This window comes from Pseudomonas putida, assembly GCF_001976065.1.
Classification (GTDB): Bacteria; Pseudomonadota; Gammaproteobacteria; order Pseudomonadales; family Pseudomonadaceae; genus Aquipseudomonas; species Aquipseudomonas serbica.
This window is the reverse complement of sequence record NZ_MNAH01000001.1, coordinates 40,136-56,376: the sequence shown is the minus strand read 5'-3', so window position 1 is coordinate 56,376 and position 16,241 is coordinate 40,136. Positions and strand designations below refer to the sequence as shown.

Genomic DNA, 16,241 nt, shown 5'->3' with positions numbered 1-16,241 from the left:
CAGCGTCACTTCCACAGCTGGGCGGCAAACACTACAAGAATGCCGATGGGCGCCACATAGCGCATCAAGAACAAGGACAGGGCAAACAACATCGGGCTGCGCATCGACAGTTCGTCACGCACCGCGTCACGCCCCATTACCCAGCCTGCAAATACCACGAAACACAATCCGCCCAGTGGCAGCATGATTCGCGAGGTGAAGAAATCGATCACACCGAAGAAATCCAGGCCGCCCGCCGCCCCCCATTGGTAGAGGTGGAACAGCCCGCCTTCGTTCACGAAAAACTTGGCTTCCTTCCAGATATTGAAGGAAAACACCGTGCCCAGACCGACAAACCAGCAGGTGAACGCCAGCCAGAAAGTGACCCAGGCACGACTGACTTTCGAGCGTTCGACCAGGTAAGCCACCATGGGCTCGAGCAAGGATATGGCCGAACTCCAGGCTGCAATCGCCACCAGCACGAAGAACACTACGCCCATCAACTGGCCAAACGCTACGTTGCCAAAGGCAAATGGCAGGCTGACAAACATCAGACCAGGGCCTTCGCTCGGGTTCAAGCCGCCGGCAAACACAATCGGAAACAGTGCCAGGCCGGCCACCAGGGACACAAAGGTATCCAGCAGTGCCACACCCACAACGGTCCCGGAGATCGACGAATGCTTGGGCATGTAGGCGCCGTAGATCATGATCGAACCCACCCCGACGCTCAGGGAGAAGAAGGCATGGCCCATGGCCGGCAGCAAGCCGTCGAGGACTTTTTCCGGATGGAAGTCGAACATGAAATGGACGCCTTCCATGAAATGCCCGGTGGTCATGCTGTAGCCCAGCAGCACGAGGATCATCACGAACAGCAGCGGCATCATGATCCGCAGGCTGCGTTCAAGCCCCGCAACCACGCCCTTGGCGATGACCACCGCCGATAGCAGCATGAAAATCGTGTGCCAAAGTGTCAGGCGCCATGGATCGGCGATGACATTGCCAAAGTAAGCACCCACCTGGTCCGGCGTCGCCCCCTGGAAGTCGCCACGCCCCATGTCGATGATGTAGTCCAGCGACCAGCCGCCGACCACGCTATAGAAAGACAGGATCAGCAACGCCGTGATCATGCCGGCGAATGCTCCCCAGGACCACTTGGTCGAATGCCCCGCTTCCAGCGCCAGCACCTTCAAGGCGTTGGCCGGGCTTTGCCGGGCGCGGCGGCCGATCAGGGTTTCGGCGAGCATGACCGGTACACCGATCAACGCGATGCAGGCCAGGAACATCATCACGAAGGCCCCGCCACCATAGACCCCGACCATGTAGGGGAATTTCCAGATACTACCCAGGCCCACGGCCGAACCGGTCGCGGCGAGTATGAAGACCCAGCGGCTAGCCCAACTGCCGTGGACAGAAACCTTGTCTGTCGACATCGTTATTACGACCAAGCGTTCAAAAAAGAGGCCGCATTGTCCGGGATTCAATCAACCTGCTCAAGCACGCAGCAACACCGTAGCCGACTCGCGCGCAACTCCCTATAATGCCGCCCCTATGGCTAAACAGAAGAAACACCCAACAGGGACCATCGCGCAAAATAAAAAGGCGCGACACGATTACTTCATCGAACATCGGTTCGAGGCTGGTCTGGTCCTGGCCGGCTGGGAAGTAAAAAGTCTGCGGGCAAGCAAGTTGCAACTGGTTGACAGTTACGTACTGCTCAAGGATGGCGAAGCCTGGCTGCTCGGCAGTCACATCACGCCCCTGACGACCGCCAGCACCCACGTCATCGCCGATCCGGTGCGCACGCGAAAATTGCTGCTCAACCGGCGGGAGCTGGAAAAGCTTGCCGCCGCCGTGCAGCAAAAAGGCTACGCCTGCGTGTGCCTGTCCTGGTACTGGAGCAAGCACATGGTCAAGTGCGAGATTGCCCTGGGCAAGGGCAAGAAGGAATACGACAAGCGCGATACCGAGCGCGAACGCGACGCCGGGCGCGAATTGCAGCGCGCGGTGCGCAATAAGGGCAAGGAAGATTAATTCCTGGCCCTGATCGTTCCCACGCTCTGCGTGGGAATGCAGCTATGGACACTCTGCGTCCGCTTTGTGACGCGGAGCGTCACGGGATGCACTCCCACGCAGAGCGTGGGAACGATCGCTGACTGACTACATCCCCTTGCGCCGCTCCGCCCGAGCCACGCGCTGCACTTCCTGACGCACCTCCTCCAGCACCTCCTGCACGTACAGAATGTGTCGACTGGAGACTTCCCGCGCCTGTTCCGCCCGACCTTCGATAATCGCCAGGTACAACTCCCGGTGCTGCGTAATCAGCATGTCGCGGGTTTCCGTGCGCTGCCTGTACATGCCGCCGATGTTCGTCACCACGTTGCGCTTGAGCAGGTCGAACAGCCCTCGAATGGTATGCAGCAACACCGCGTTGTGACTGGCTTCGGCGATCGCCAGGTGAAACTTCGCATCCGCTGCCCCCTCTTCCGCCCGACTGACTTCATCGTGACGCGAATAGCAGTCCTGCAATTGATTGAACGCTGCAGTCAGTCGTTCGCGATCAACGTCGGTGGCGCGTAAGGCCGCGTAATAGGCGCAGGACGCTTCCAGCGTGTGGCGAAACTCCAGCAGATCGCGCTGGGCTTCGGGGTTGCTTTCCAGAAGATGCAACAGTGGATCACTGAATGTCGTGCCCAGGGACTCGACCACGTAATTGCCGCCACCCTGACGACTGACCAGCAGTCCCTTGGCCGTCAGTTTCTGAATAGCCTCGCGCAACGAAGGACGCGAAACGCCAAATTGCTCGGCCAAGGCGCGCTCGGCCGGCAAGCGCTCACCCGCCTTCAGCGTGCCCTCAAGGATCATGCCCTCGAGCTGCTCGACAATATCGTCAGACAAACGGCGTTGCCGAATCTGATCAAACGCCATAACTCAATTTCTCCACCATCCCGACGGTGCGCCGGGGCTCTATTCTGGCCTATCCATGAGGCGCAGGCACCTGCCACGCGACCATTGCCCGAGCCGGGCAGATCCTTCGCAAACCCCTGCCTACGACAAAAGTTTTAGGGCGGCAAATTGACACACCGCCTACAAGACTTTTACCCTAGCCAACAGCGATTGTAAATTGGTCTTGCCAATTAACCAAGAACGCTGATCAGTGCCTGACCAACAACAATTAGGGGCCACCCCATATGCAAACCTGGCAACAGCTCTACAGCCCGCTCGGCAGCCTCGGCCTGTCCGCACTCGCAGCCGTCATTCCCATTGTGTTTTTCTTCCTGGCCCTGGCCGTGTTCCGCCTCAAAGGACACGTGGCCGGCAGCATCACCCTGGCCTTGTCGATCCTGGTGGCAATCATTGCCTTCAAGATGCCCGTGGACATGGCGTTCGCCGCCGCCGGGTATGGCTTTGCCTATGGCCTGTGGCCGATCGCCTGGATCATCGTGGCGGCGGTCTTCCTCTACAAACTGACGGTCAAGAGTGGCCAGTTCGAAGTGATCCGCAGCTCGGTGCTGTCGATCACCGACGACCAGCGCCTGCAAGTGCTGCTGATCGGCTTCTGCTTCGGTGCATTCCTCGAAGGTGCAGCCGGCTTCGGTGCACCGGTGGCGATCACCGCCGCGCTGCTCGTAGGACTGGGCTTCAACCCGCTGTATGCCGCGGGCCTGTGCCTGATCGCGAACACCGCGCCGGTAGCCTTCGGTGCCCTTGGTATTCCGATCATCGTCGCCGGGCAAGTGACCGGCATCGACGCCTTCAAGATCGGCGCCATGACCGGCCGCCAGTTGCCGCTGCTGTCGCTGTTCGTGCCATTCTGGCTGGTGTTCATGATGGATGGCCTGCGCGGCGTGCGCGAAACCTGGCCGGCCGCACTGGTTGCGGGCTTGAGCTTCGCCGTGACCCAGTATTTCACCTCCAACTTCATCGGCCCGGAACTGCCGGACATCACCTCGGCCCTGGCCAGCCTGGTTTCCCTGACCCTGTTCCTCAAGGTCTGGCAGCCAAGACGCGCCGCCGGCCAGCACATCGTCGGTGCCGTATCGGCTTCGGTGGTCAGCGCCAGTGCCGGTGGTTTCGGCCAGAAGCGCACCACCGTGGCGTCGCCCTACAGCCTGGGTGAAATTTTCAAAGCCTGGTCGCCGTTCCTGATCCTGACCGTGCTGGTAACCATCTGGACCCTCAAGCCGTTCAAGGCGATGTTTGCCGCCGGCGGCTCGATGTACAGCTTCGTGTTCAACTTCGCCATCCCGCACCTGGATCAAATGGTGATCAAGGTGGCACCGATCGTGGCCGCGCCGACCGCCCTCCCGGCCGTGTTCAAGCTTGACCCGATTTCCGCCACCGGCACCGCGATTTTCTTCTCGGCGCTGATCTCGATGCTGGTCCTGAAGATCAACTTCAAAACTGGTCTTACCACTTTGAAAGAGACCTTCTACGAACTGCGCTGGCCGATCCTGTCCATCGGCATGGTGCTGGCCTTCGCGTTCGTCACCAACTACTCGGGCATGTCCTCGACCATGGCGTTGGTCCTGGCCGGCACGGGCGCCGCCTTCCCGTTCTTCTCGCCGTTCCTTGGCTGGCTGGGCGTGTTCCTGACCGGTTCCGATACCTCGTCCAACGCACTGTTCAGCTCGTTGCAGGCGACCACCGCCCACCAGATCGGCGTCAACGACACCTTGCTGGTGGCGGCGAACACCAGCGGCGGCGTGACCGGCAAGATGATCTCGCCTCAATCGATCGCCGTGGCCTGCGCCGCGACCGGCCTGGTGGGCAAGGAATCGGACCTTTTCCGCTTCACCCTCAAGCACAGCCTGTTCTTTGCAACGATTGTCGGCCTGATCACCCTGGCCCAGGCCTACTGGTTCACCGGCATGCTGGTGCACTAAGTACTACAGGCGAGAAGGAAAAAACCGACGCCGGGCCACGACCCCGGCGTCAGCTATTCACCACCCGGTCTGCAAGGCTGCTGAAAGCATCTCTGTCTATATTCAGCGGCCTCAGCGGACGGATAACCGGGCCCACCCGGAGACACGCCTGATGAGCGAGCTTTTTTACAACGCTGTGCCGAATGCGACCCGTGTCGCCCCGCCACTGCCCGAGCCTCGGCAATACCCCAGCGAAAAACCGCAACGGGTGTACCTGTTCGGGACCTGCGTAGTGGATCTGTTCTACCCGCAAGCCGGAATGGACGCGATCCACTTGCTGGAGCGCGAAGGCATCCGTGTCGAGTACCCGCAAGGGCAAAGCTGCTGCGGGCAACCGGCCTACACTTCGGGCTACACCGAGCAGGCCAGGACCGTCGCGCGCTCGCAACTGGCGCTGTTCGCCGGGGATTATCCGGTAGTGGTGCCTTCGGGCTCCTGCGCGGGCATGTTGCGCGAACATTATGCCGACCTGTTCAAGGATGAGCCGGACACGTTGAAACAGGTACAGGCGCTGGCTGCCAGGACCTATGAGCTGGCCGAATTCCTGTTGTTTGTCTGCAAAGTGCAGCTCAAGGACAGCGGCACGCCGGTGAAAGTCGCGCTGCATACATCGTGTTCGGCACGCCGTGAAATGAACACCCACCTGCACGGGCGCGAACTGTTGGCGCAATTGAGCAACGTGGAACGGGTCGAGCACAGTCACGAAAGCGAATGCTGTGGCTTCGGTGGGACTTTCAGCGTCCGAATGCCAGACATTTCCGGCGCGATGGTGGCTGACAAGACTCGCTCGCTGAAGCAATCCGGTGCGCACCAGGTACTCAGTGCCGACTGCGGTTGCCTGATGAACATCAACGGCTCGCTGGAGAAACAGAAGGAAGCGTTGCGCGGCCAACACCTGGCCAGTTTCCTCTGGCAGCGTACCGGGGGTGCCCAATGAGTGCCGTCGAGATTATTCCTACGGTTGCCGTAGAAGAAGACTTCCGCACCCGGGCTCACGAGGCCTTGGGTGATGCGCAATTGCGAGGCAACTTCCGCAAGGCGATGGATTCGCTGATGACCAAGCGGGCCGCGGCTTTCAGCGATGCCCACGAAAGAGAACACCTGCGCGCGCTGGGCAATGCCGTCCGCGCCCGTGCGTTATCCAAGTTGCCCGAGCTGCTCGAGCAACTTGAACAAAACCTGACCCGCAACGGTGTGACAGTGCACTGGGCGGAAACGGTGGACGAAGCCAACAGCATCGTCCTCTCGATCATCCGCGCTCACGAGGGGCGGCAAGTGATCAAGGGCAAATCGATGGTCAGCGAAGAAATGGAGATGAACCACGTCCTCGCTGAACAGGGCATTGAATGCCTGGAATCGGACATGGGCGAGTACATCGTCCAGCTCGACCACGAGAAGCCTTCACACATCATTATGCCGGCAATCCACAAGAACGCCGGTCAGGTCGCGTCCTTGTTCCACGACAAACTTGGCGTGGAATACACCAAGGACGTTGACCAACTCATTCAGATCGGTCGCAGGGTCCTGCGGCAGAAATTCTTCGAAGCGGACATCGGCGTCTCCGGCGTCAACTTCGCCGTGGCCGAGACCGGCACCCTGCTGCTGGTGGAAAACGAAGGCAACGGCCGCATGACCACTACGGTGCCGCCGGTGCACATCGCCGTCACCGGCATCGAAAAAGTCGTAGAGAACCTGCGCGACGTGGTGCCGCTGCTGTCGTTACTGACTCGCTCGGCCCTGGGCATCCCGATCACCACCTACGTCAACATGATCTCCGGGCCGCGCAAGGAACATGAGCTCGACGGCCCTCAGGAAGTGCACCTGGTGCTGCTCGACAACGGTCGCAGCCAGGCCTTTGCCGACAGCGAACTGCGCCAGACGCTGAATTGCATCCGCTGCGGCGCCTGCATGAACCATTGCCCGGTCTACACTCGAATCGGAGGTCATGCCTACGGCGAGGTCTACCCCGGCCCTATCGGAAAAATCATCACCCCGCACATGGTTGGCCTGGCGAAAGTCCCGGACCACCCCAGCGCCTCTTCGTTGTGCGGTGCCTGCGGCGAGGTGTGCCCGGTCAAAATTCCGATTCCTGCATTGCTGCGTCGCCTGCGGGAAGAAAACGTCAAGGCGCCCGACAGCCCTCATCAAGTGATGCGCGGCCAGGGCAGCAAGTACTCGCGCAAAGAACGGTTCATCTGGAACGCCTGGGCCAGGCTCAACAGTTCGCCGACGCTGTACCGCCTGTTCGGCCTGGCCGCGACTCGCCTGCGCGCCCTTGCGCCAAAGAATGTCGGCCCGTGGACGCAGAACCACAGTGCGCCCAAACCCGCTGCCCGCTCACTGCACGACATGGCTCGCGAGCATCTGGCCAAACAGGGAGACCGTTGATGAGTGCCAAGCAAAACATCCTCGCCAAACTGCGCAAAAGCCTGACAGGCACCACGCCAGTGGCTGACAACTTCGATGTCGATCTGGTGACACAGCCCTATAGCTACACCCCGGAACAACGCATCCCGCAGCTGCGCAAACTGATGGAAGCGGTGCACACGGAAATCCATCTGACGTCCGGCGAAAAATGGCCGGCGCTGTTGGCGACACTGCTGCAGGAGCGCCAACTGCCCAGCCTGTTGATCGCGCCGACTACGCCGCACGGGCAACGCGTCACTCAGCACTGGGCGACAAATCCCGGGCTGCCGGCGCTCAAGGCCTACGACCGTCCGATTGAAGAATGGAAAGCCGAGCTATTCAACGACACCCCGGCCAGCCTGACCACCACCCTGGGCGCAATCGCCGCCACGGGCAGCCTGATTATCTGGCCGACGCGCGAAGAACCGCGCCTGATGAGCCTGGCGCCGCCGGTGCATTTCGCCCTGCTCAAGGCCAGTACAATCCGCGATAACTTCTATCAGGTCCAACAGGAGTTCGAATGGGCCCAGGGAATGCCAACCAATGCCCTGCTGGTGTCCGGCCCGTCAAAAACCGCTGACATCGAACAAGTGCTGGCCTACGGCGCCCACGGTCCGAAAGACCTGGTGGTGTTGATCCTGGAGGACCAATGAGTCTACCGGCCGCTTTCCTGCGCGATGCGCAGCAACTGATTCCCCGAGAGCGTCGTTTCGACGATCCGCTGTCGACCCTGGCGTTCGGCACCGATGCCAGCTTCTATCGACTGATTCCACAATTGGTGATTCGCGTCGAGTCCGAAGACGAAGTGGTGGCGCTGCTGCAACTGGCGCAGCGCGACCGGGTTCCCGTGACCTTCCGCGCTGCCGGCACCAGCCTGTCCGGGCAAGCCATCAGCGATTCGGTGTTGATCGTGCTTGGGGATAACTGGAACGGTCGCGAGATCCGTGGCCAAGGCACACAAATCCGCCTGCAACCGGGGGTCATCGGCGCGCAGGCCAATGCCTGGCTGGCCCCGTTCGGGCGCAAGATCGGCCCGGACCCGGCCTCGATCAACGCCTGCAAAATCGGCGGCATCGTGGCCAACAATGCCAGCGGCATGTGCTGCGGCACCGCACAAAACACCTATCACACCCTGGCCGGCATTCGCCTGGTGCTGGCTGATGGCAGCCGTCTGGATACCGAAGATGCCGCCAGTGTTGCGGCGTTTCGGGCCAGTCATGGCGACCTGCTGGAGCGTCTCGCGACCTTGGGCCGCGAGACCCGCGCCAACGCCGAACTGGCTGCAAGAATTCGCCACAAATACCGTCTGAAAAACACCACCGGCTTGTCGCTCAACGCCTTGGTGGATTACGACGAGCCTGTGGATATCTTGAGCCATCTGCTGGTGGGCTCCGAAGGCACCCTCGGTTTCATCAGTGCAGTGACCTACGACACGGTGATCGATCACCCCAACAAGGCCTCGGCGTTGATCGTGTTCCCGGATGTGGAAACCTGCTGCAACGCGGTCACCGTGCTGAAGAGCCAACCGGTGTCAGCGGTAGAGCTGCTGGACCGACGCAGCCTGCGTTCAGTACAGAACAAGCCTGGCATGCCCGCTTTCGTACAACAGCTGTCGAACAACGCCTGCGCCCTGCTGATCGAATCCCGCGCGGCAACTTCCTCGTTGTTGCAGGAACAACTGGCGCAGATCATGGCGTCGCTGTCCTCGTTCCCGGTGGAGAAGCAAGTCGATTTCACCGAAGACCCACTGGAAAACGCCCGGCTCTGGGCAATCCGCAAGGACACCTTCCCCGCCGTCGGCGCGGTGCGCAAAACCGGGACCACAGTGATCATCGAAGACGTGACCTTCCCGGTGGAACAACTGGCCCTTGGCGTGAACCGGCTGATCGAGTTGTTCGACAAACATCACTACGACGAAGCGATCCTTTTCGGACACGCACTGGAAGGCAATCTGCACTTCGTCTTCACCCAGGGCTTCAACAGCGCGGAAGAAGTCGCACGCTACCAGGCGTTCATGGACGACGTGGCGCAACTGGTGGCTGTCGAGTTCGGCGGTTCGCTCAAGGCCGAGCACGGCACCGGGCGCAACATGGCGCCCTTCGTCGAACTGGAATGGGGCAGCGATGCATACCAGTTGATGTGGCAGCTCAAGCGCTTGCTCGATCCCAACGGCATTCTCAATCCGGACGTGGTCCTCAGCGAAGACCCGCAGATCCACCTCAAGCATCTCAAACCGCTGCCGGCCGCCGACGAGATCATCGACAAATGCATCGAATGCGGCTTCTGCGAGCCGGTCTGCCCCTCCAAAGGCCTGACCTTGAGCCCGCGCCAGCGCATCGTGATCTGGCGGGACATCCAGGCGAAGAAACGCGCCGGGGTCGACACCCGCGAACTCGAAGCGGCCTATGAATACCAGGGCATCGACACCTGCGCCGCCACCGGTCTTTGTGCGCAGCGCTGCCCTGTAGGAATCAACACAGGCGAGTTGGTGAAAAAGCTTCGTGGCCAGCACGCCACCCATAAGAAAACTGCCAACTGGCTGGAAGGCAATTTCGCCACGGCGCTGCAAGGTGCGCGTTTCACCCTGCACGTGGCCAACGGCGCACGGATGCTGTTGGGTGCGCCACGCCTGGCAAAGTTATCCGCGACCTTGACGCGCTTGTCCAAGGGCCAGGTCCCCCAATGGACCAACGCCATGCCACAGCCGGAAAAAGCCATTCGTTTCAGCCCGACGGTGACCGACGAACGCCCGCGCGTGGTGTACCTGGCCGCGTGCGTTTCACGGGCGATGGGGCCGGCGGCGGGCGACAAGGAACAAATGTCGCTGTACGACAAAACCCGCGGCCTGCTGGAAAAAGCCGGTTACCAGGTGGTCTTCCCGGACAACCTGGACAACCTTTGCTGCGGCCAGCCATTTGCCTCCAAGGGCTATGCCGAACAGGCCGAACACAAACGCCAGGAACTGATCGGCGCCCTGCTCCACGCCAGCCGTGGCGGACTCGACCCGATCTACTGCGACACCAGCCCGTGCTCACTGCGCTTGACCCAGGACCTGGGCGATGTGCGCCTGGACCTGTACGACCCGGTGCGATTCATTCGTACGCATTTGATGGATCGACTGCAGTTCACGCCGCAGGAAGCCCCCATCGCCGTGCATGTCACCTGCAGCACCCAGCACCTTGGGGAAAGCCAGGCGCTGATCGATCTGGCGCGCAAATGCAGCAAGAACGTGGTCATCCCCGAAGGCATTCATTGCTGCGGGTTTGCCGGCGACAAGGGTTTCACCACCCCCGAGCTGAACGCCCATTCGCTGCGCACCTTGAAGGATGCGGTGCAGTATTGCAGCGAAGGCATTTCCACCAGCCGCACCTGTGAAATCGGCCTGAGCCAGCATGGCGGGATCGATTATCACAGCCTGGTGTACCTGGTGGACCGCGTGACGCAAGCGCGCCCCGCTTGAAAACGCACGGTTGAATACGGGGTCACTGGCGTGACCCCTTTTTCATAGGCGTCGACAAGCGCCAGCATTTTCACTACCTCGCAAAAAATAACCGAATTCCTGCGCGCGGCTATAGTCATTTAGCTAGGCCCTTCATAAGGGCTTATAACCACCTCGGACGGCAGCCCGATCTACCGGCAGCACCGAGCCCTCATGCGCAAGGAGATACCCATGAAGCACTCTGCAATGGCTGGATTGTTCATTTCTGCTGCACTGTTGACATCGCCGGTGTTTGCGGCGGACGAGAATCTTTGTGACGGGAACATCGCCAAACTGAAGAACGCCATCACCACCGCGCCTGCCGTATCAGAGAGCGCCATGGATAACGCAAAAACTGCACTGGCGGATGCGGAAAAGGCCAAGGCAGCCGGTAACGACAAGGACTGCATCGAGATCTCCGGCCAGATGCTGGAGAAAATCCAGCAGCGCAGCCCTACCAAAAAGTGATCACAGGCAAGGCCAACCTTCGGGTTGGCCTTCCGCGCCACATTGGCGTAGACTACACCTGCTTGTTGCTCATACGATTCACGAGCAATGAGTTCGGGGCCGTTTAGGATTCGACGCCGGTTGCGAAACTTTAGGTGCATGCCGAGTTGGTAACAGAACTCGTAAATCCACTGTTGCAACTACTTATAGTTGCCAATGACGAAAACTACGGCCAGGAATTCGCTCTCGCTGCGTAAGCAGCCTTAGCCCTGAGCTTCTGGTACCTTCGGGTCCAGCAATCACCAGGGGATGTCTGTAAACCCAAAGTGATTGTCATATAGAACAGAATCGCCGTGCAGTACGTTGTGGACGAAGCGGCTAAAACTTACACAACTCGCCCAAAGCACCCTGCCCGTCGGGTCGCTGAGGGTTAACTTAATAGACACGGCTACGCATGTAGTACCGACAGCGGAGTACTGGCGGACGGGGGTTCAAATCCCCCCGGCTCCACCAATCAAACATCTAAAGACGTCCAAGGACGTCTTTTTTTGTGCCTTAAACCCAGCAAACATGGGGCCTTCAGCGCCATCATGATCTATCAGCGTCCATAGACATCCATGCAAACGTGTATTCCAAGTGGTATTCCAAGCTCTCAGCTGGTAATTTTTGGAATACACAAACAGCATTGGGATACACCATGTGCGCCCAAGCCACGCGCCTTTCAGACATGAAAGTCAAAGCCGCCAAGCCTAAGGAAAAGGACTACACACTCACGGATGGCAACGGCCTCCAAATGCGAGTGAGAGTCAATGGCTCAAGGCTATGGAATTTCAACTATATCCATCCCGTGACCAAAAAACGGATCAATATGGGATTAGGTACCTTTCCCGAGATCAGCCTGGCCCAAGCCCGCAAACGGACAGTTGAGGCTAGGGAGCTTGTCGCCCAGGGACTAGATCCGAAAGAGCAGCGCGATGCTGATCGCCAAGTGAAAAAAGCCGCGACAGAGCACACGTTTCAAAACGTGGCGACGGCATGGTTTGAACTAAAGAAAGACTCAGTGACAACTGCCTACGCTGAAGATATTTGGCGCTCGCTCACGCTCCACATCTTCCCGGACATGGGCTCAACCCCAATTTCCGCAATCAGCGCCCCTAAGGTCATCAATTTGCTCAGACCTCTTGAGACCAAAGGTAGTTTGGAGACTGTTAAACGGCTGACCCAGCGCCTCAACGAGATAATGACTTATGGGGTGAATTATGGGCTCATCCATGCTAACCCCCTTAGCGGGATTCGCTCGGTCTTTAAGAAACCAAAAAAGAAAAATATGGCGGCACTGCCGCCCGATGAGCTAAATGAGCTCATGGTGGCAATTGCCAACGCCAGCATTAAAAGAACAACTCGCTGCCTAATCGAATGGCAGCTCCATACGATGACCCGACCCGCAGAGGCCGCCACCACTCGCTGGGCTGACATCGACTTCGAGAAGAAAATCTGGACGATCCCAGCGGAGCGCATGAAGAAACGTCGCATACACATTATCCCTCTCACGGAGCAGTCTCTGGCACTCCTAGAGGCCATCAAGCCCTACAGTGGAAACAGGGAATACGTTTTTCCTGCAGACCGGAACCCTCGCACTCACTGCAACAGCCAGACCGCTAACATGGCGCTAAAGCGTATGGGTTTCGAAGGGCGTTTGGTAAGTCATGGCATGCGATCAATGGCGAGCACCATCCTCAACGAGCAGGGCTGTGATCCTGAGTTGATCGAGGTTGCGCTTGCCCACGTCGATAAAGACGAGGTACGCAGCGCCTATAACCGAGCGGACTACATAGAGCGCAGACGCCCAATGATGAAGTGGTGGAGCGAGCACATCCAGGAAGCGGCCACCGGCAACCTCTCAGTGTCAGCAATCAAGGAAAACAGGGACAGAAAAGTCGTGTCGATACGTTGATCTACGGCCCGGTGTCGGACAAAACCCATGGTTCTCGGATAGAGAGAACGTCATTGCTCCGACACATCGTCGCTGGACTCCTCGACATCGGATTTCATCGTTGCGTACATCTTCTTGAGCAGTGGCTCAATGATGCGCTCCGCCTCGTCCCAGTAGTCTTCACGAAGCATCGAGTACTTCACGTCCAAGTGTATCTCTCTATCGAAGGGGAAGTCCGTTGGAGTCTCCAGTCCAACAATTAGCTGCATGTCCTCCGGCAACTCTTTAGCGATGAACTGAAGCACAGCGGGAAGATTAATATCGTCTTGAGCCTGCTGGTTCGGCGAGTCAATGACGACTGGTATATCGTACGTACCGGTCACACCTTGGCACGTTCGCCACAATGCGGCGTAGTAGGCCAAAATCGACCGAGGTCCGCCGCTTCCGGATAGGTCTGGACGGCTGGTGAGCTTCATCTTTGATGCGTCCACAGGGGGGAGCTGCAGCGCAACACGACCGGTCACGTAGTAGGATCTGAAGTCTTCCAAGATCGCCCGCGTTCTTTTCACGGCGCGCAGCGACTTCATCTTTTCATCTAATGAATCGACCGCACCTAGAGCCTTGTTGATCGCCTCTTGCAGCAGCTTACGCTCGGCTTCGAACGCCGCGAACGCACTTTCTGCGCCCATGCTACCAACGACGTCCTGGAACTTGAGCTCGCCTTTGCTCGTACCCAACAACGTGGAGATGCGCTGATAGTTCTCGTTAAGTGTGCTGAGTTCGGCCAACGCGGTTCTGCATCGATGCCGTACTTCGTTTGCGTCATCCCTAAGGCGTCCAGCGAGTTCACGTAGTACACGCGCGTCCTCAGCGAAATTGAGCAGATCTAGGAATGACTTGGTGTGCTCGGCGTTGCAAGTTGGGCAAACCAGCGGCTCAGAATCTCCAGTGCGCAGATACTTGGCATCGTGGTCATAAGCCGCGAGAGCATCATCGGCCAGCCGAATCTGTTGCTCCAAACTGGAAAGCAAGTCTTGCTCGCGGACAGCAGCACTTCGTAGCATCTCCTGCCGCTGATTCAGCTCATTGACCTCTTGGGTCAGCAGATCGATCTCATCTGCAAAGTTCTCAGGGTTGAGCTTGGGACCGGATAAGGGCAGCGTACGGCTAAAGCGCTCTATAGTACGTTCAAGGAGTTTGTACTCGCGCCGATGCTCCTCAAGAACCTTGGACTCTTGAACCCTCTCTGCTCTAGCACGGTAGTACTCAGGCGGACACACACCAGTGAAGTACTCCAGAATGGCGCTCCAGGGGGAGCTGAATCTTTTGAGCCCGCCAAAGGTGTTCCACTCAGACTGCCAACTGCCGTCCTGATTTACATAGAAAGGCAAGAAGAAGCACGCAGGGTCCGCCGGCCGAATCTCTGACTCCTTCTTGTCAGTGAACACTAGGTTGAAATCAGTGACGTCACAGAAGGCCTGAGACCACTCTCCAAATTTCGAGGTGGCGACAATCATCTCTCGATTGATGTTGAACAACGCACGCCGCCCGTTCTGGTGAAGCGCGAAGAAGTGACGCCCGTCGATAGAGAATTCAAGGAGTGATGCCGTGTTGTCGTCCCATGATTCCAGCTTCCCCTGAGGCTTGGCACCAAGAGTCTCAAAGAGACTGCGAATCAGACTCGTCTTGCCCGTGTGATTCCTCCCCCTCAACAAATTCTTCTTCGGGTGGAAGTTCACGTGCCTCGCCTTCCTGTCGCGATGCGAGAGCAGCCAGATGTTTTCGAATCGGAAGCTTTTCATAGTTCTTAGTTCTCAAGCTACGAACGAGGAATCTCAGTTCGGGTCCACGCATTTCTTAATAGCCCTCATCGCAAAGCGCGCTAGAAGTTCGGCATCACGAAAGCTGCTGAAATCCTGTCTCAGCGCAGCTAACCCCGCCTCGAAATACGGTCGCAGGCCCAACCCGCGCGCATTGGCGTCGAGCCAGACATCACAAAAATCATGAAGAGATTGAACAACAGGCAGCGTCGCGCCTGTGAGTTGCTCACGCACAACTCGGGCCGCCTCCGCACGCATTGCAGTCACCACCATGAAATCCATTCCTTCGCTCTGCAGTTGCGTGAGCCAGTCATTCAGATATGCAGAGTGATCTGGAATGGTCTCGAGCGCACCCAGCGCAGAGATAAACTCGTGCCTTGCGAACCCTCGCTGCTTAACGAGATCGCCGAAAGATGAGCAAGTATCAGTGTGGCGACCTAGAGGAGAAATCTTAGTAACGAGGGATTCTACGAACGATGCGGCTTGGCCCGCATGAGGAGGGCTCCGCTGCGTCAATAGCTCCAGAGCGGACTTGATGACGTAACTGCTGGGCTCATCAGGGTGGATGGCGACTCTCTTCAGTTTGAGCTTCGTCAAGTCTGGAACAGGTGAGCCATCAGCACTAAGCGAATGCAGAGCTTGAGCCAACAATTGCGAATGCTCAGGGGCGAAATCTGCCAGTGAGCAAGGCATTGACGTTGCAGCATTTCCTCCGGCAGCGAGGGGAATGTCACATCCAGCATTTGAAATGAAGTAGGCCTCGACGGGCAGTTTATTGAAGGCTGCAAGACTGAGCTGAAGCTTTCCTAGTGCACTGTCACTGACCTTTGTAAATGTGGGTGTTACTGCCTTTGATGCAGTTGTCGAGCTCTTTTTCTTAGGAGGCGCCGTTGTCCCAGTGAGAACGGACCACGTCCACTCTCCACGGTCCTTCTTTTTCACCTGATAAACACGAGCGCGCGTAGGAGTATTTACTGAGTTTAGTTCCGTGACATCTTGCACTGTCTCGAAAAGGAGCAAGAAGTCCGGTTCGTTCGCCCGCTCCATTTCCACCATTCGGAGCACCGCCCACCAGCGCTGAAAGTCCACGCCCTTAGCACCATGCCCTCCACCTGTCTCAGTGAGACCTGGTTTGTTCGCGACGAGAAGTAACTCTGCGGCACCAGCCGATATGGACAAGGCATCCTCCCTATGCACTTTCGCCACCAAGGATGGCACGCTGCAATCATCAATCACATTTTGAGGACTGTAAAGGT

At 58.5% G+C, this 16,241-nt stretch carries 12 protein-coding genes and 1 other RNA gene; 9 read left to right on the top strand and 4 right to left on the bottom strand.

The window, feature by feature from the left end; translation table 11 throughout:
• Positions 1 to 5: 5 nt before the first annotated feature.
• Positions 6 to 1,409: a sodium-dependent transporter gene (locus tag BKX96_RS00240; RefSeq protein ID WP_077182421.1), complete on the bottom strand. Its 1,404-nt coding sequence runs from the start codon at positions 1,407 to 1,409 to the stop codon at positions 6 to 8.
• Positions 1,410 to 1,527: 118 nt separating this feature from the next.
• Here BKX96_RS00240 and smpB point away from each other — a divergent pair, with 118 nt between their 5' ends.
• Positions 1,528 to 2,010 carry an SsrA-binding protein SmpB gene (gene smpB, locus BKX96_RS00235; protein ID WP_008057382.1) on the top strand — a complete coding sequence of 161 codons (483 nt, stop codon included), beginning with the start codon at positions 1,528 to 1,530 and terminating at the stop codon, positions 2,008 to 2,010.
• A gap of 126 nt (positions 2,011 to 2,136) precedes the next feature.
• Here smpB and BKX96_RS00230 read toward each other — a convergent pair whose 3' ends face one another.
• Positions 2,137 to 2,904, bottom strand: coding sequence for a GntR family transcriptional regulator (locus BKX96_RS00230; protein WP_077182420.1), 768 nt, complete (start codon positions 2,902 to 2,904; stop codon positions 2,137 to 2,139).
• Between the two features lie 263 nt (positions 2,905 to 3,167).
• Here BKX96_RS00230 and BKX96_RS00225 point away from each other — a divergent pair, with 263 nt between their 5' ends.
• The 8 genes from BKX96_RS00225 (at position 3,168) to BKX96_RS00190 (ending at position 13,186) form a co-directional block, all read left to right on the top strand.
• Positions 3,168 to 4,862: a lactate permease LctP family transporter gene (locus BKX96_RS00225; RefSeq protein ID WP_046820636.1), complete on the top strand. Its 1,695-nt coding sequence runs from the start codon at positions 3,168 to 3,170 to the stop codon at positions 4,860 to 4,862.
• Between the two features lie 151 nt (positions 4,863 to 5,013).
• Positions 5,014 to 5,838: a (Fe-S)-binding protein gene (locus BKX96_RS00220; RefSeq protein ID WP_077182419.1), complete on the top strand. Its 825-nt coding sequence runs from the start codon at positions 5,014 to 5,016 to the stop codon at positions 5,836 to 5,838.
• Positions 5,835 to 7,289, top strand: a complete 1,455-nt coding sequence (locus tag BKX96_RS00215; RefSeq protein ID WP_077182418.1) for a LutB/LldF family L-lactate oxidation iron-sulfur protein — start codon at positions 5,835 to 5,837, stop codon at positions 7,287 to 7,289. The genes BKX96_RS00220 and BKX96_RS00215 overlap by 4 nt, the downstream gene beginning before the upstream one ends.
• Positions 7,289 to 7,960: a LutC/YkgG family protein gene (locus tag BKX96_RS00210; RefSeq protein ID WP_077182417.1), complete on the top strand. Its 672-nt coding sequence runs from the start codon at positions 7,289 to 7,291 to the stop codon at positions 7,958 to 7,960. Before BKX96_RS00215 ends, BKX96_RS00210 begins: the two co-directional genes overlap by 1 nt.
• Positions 7,957 to 10,767: an FAD-binding and (Fe-S)-binding domain-containing protein gene (locus tag BKX96_RS00205; RefSeq protein WP_077182416.1), complete on the top strand. Its 2,811-nt coding sequence runs from the start codon at positions 7,957 to 7,959 to the stop codon at positions 10,765 to 10,767. The genes BKX96_RS00210 and BKX96_RS00205 overlap by 4 nt, the downstream gene beginning before the upstream one ends.
• A 210-nt stretch (positions 10,768 to 10,977) precedes the next feature.
• A complete protein-coding gene (locus BKX96_RS00200; protein WP_046820641.1) occupies positions 10,978 to 11,253 on the top strand; it encodes a PA2433 domain-containing protein in 276 nt (91 codons plus the stop codon).
• A gap of 95 nt (positions 11,254 to 11,348) precedes the next feature.
• Positions 11,349 to 11,745, top strand: a transfer-messenger RNA (tmRNA) gene (ssrA, locus tag BKX96_RS00195).
• Positions 11,746 to 11,929: 184 nt separating this feature from the next.
• Positions 11,930 to 13,186: an integrase domain-containing protein gene (locus tag BKX96_RS00190; protein ID WP_057025031.1), complete on the top strand. Its 1,257-nt coding sequence runs from the start codon at positions 11,930 to 11,932 to the stop codon at positions 13,184 to 13,186.
• A 50-nt stretch (positions 13,187 to 13,236) separates the two neighbouring features.
• Here the strand turns inward: BKX96_RS00190 and BKX96_RS00185 are convergent, their stop codons facing one another.
• Together BKX96_RS00185 and BKX96_RS00180 are read right to left on the bottom strand one after the other, a co-directional pair.
• Positions 13,237 to 14,904 carry a hypothetical protein gene (locus BKX96_RS00185; RefSeq protein ID WP_231988998.1) on the bottom strand — a complete coding sequence of 556 codons (1,668 nt, stop codon included), beginning with the start codon at positions 14,902 to 14,904 and terminating at the stop codon, positions 13,237 to 13,239.
• A 96-nt stretch (positions 14,905 to 15,000) separates the two neighbouring features.
• Positions 15,001 to 16,164 (bottom strand): dsDNA nuclease domain-containing protein, encoded by a 1,164-nt coding sequence (locus BKX96_RS00180; protein WP_179092116.1) that lies wholly within the window; start codon positions 16,162 to 16,164, stop codon positions 15,001 to 15,003.
• Positions 16,165 to 16,241 lie beyond the last annotated feature (77 nt).

Bases quoted from the DNA above. Each gene is read 5' to 3' on its own strand.
- BKX96_RS00240 (WP_077182421.1), bottom strand. From the start codon at position 1,409: ATGTCGACAGACAAGGTTTCTGTCCACGGCAGTTGGGCTAGCCGCTGG.
- smpB (WP_008057382.1), top strand. From the start codon at position 1,528: ATGGCTAAACAGAAGAAACACCCAACAGGGACCATCGCGCAAAATAAA.
- BKX96_RS00230 (WP_077182420.1), bottom strand. From the start codon at position 2,904: ATGGCGTTTGATCAGATTCGGCAACGCCGTTTGTCTGACGATATTGTC.
- BKX96_RS00225 (WP_046820636.1), top strand. From the start codon at position 3,168: ATGCAAACCTGGCAACAGCTCTACAGCCCGCTCGGCAGCCTCGGCCTG.
- BKX96_RS00220 (WP_077182419.1), top strand. From the start codon at position 5,014: ATGAGCGAGCTTTTTTACAACGCTGTGCCGAATGCGACCCGTGTCGCC.
- BKX96_RS00215 (WP_077182418.1), top strand. From the start codon at position 5,835: ATGAGTGCCGTCGAGATTATTCCTACGGTTGCCGTAGAAGAAGACTTC.
- BKX96_RS00210 (WP_077182417.1), top strand. From the start codon at position 7,289: ATGAGTGCCAAGCAAAACATCCTCGCCAAACTGCGCAAAAGCCTGACA.
- BKX96_RS00205 (WP_077182416.1), top strand. From the start codon at position 7,957: ATGAGTCTACCGGCCGCTTTCCTGCGCGATGCGCAGCAACTGATTCCC.
- BKX96_RS00200 (WP_046820641.1), top strand. From the start codon at position 10,978: ATGAAGCACTCTGCAATGGCTGGATTGTTCATTTCTGCTGCACTGTTG.
- BKX96_RS00190 (WP_057025031.1), top strand. From the start codon at position 11,930: ATGTGCGCCCAAGCCACGCGCCTTTCAGACATGAAAGTCAAAGCCGCC.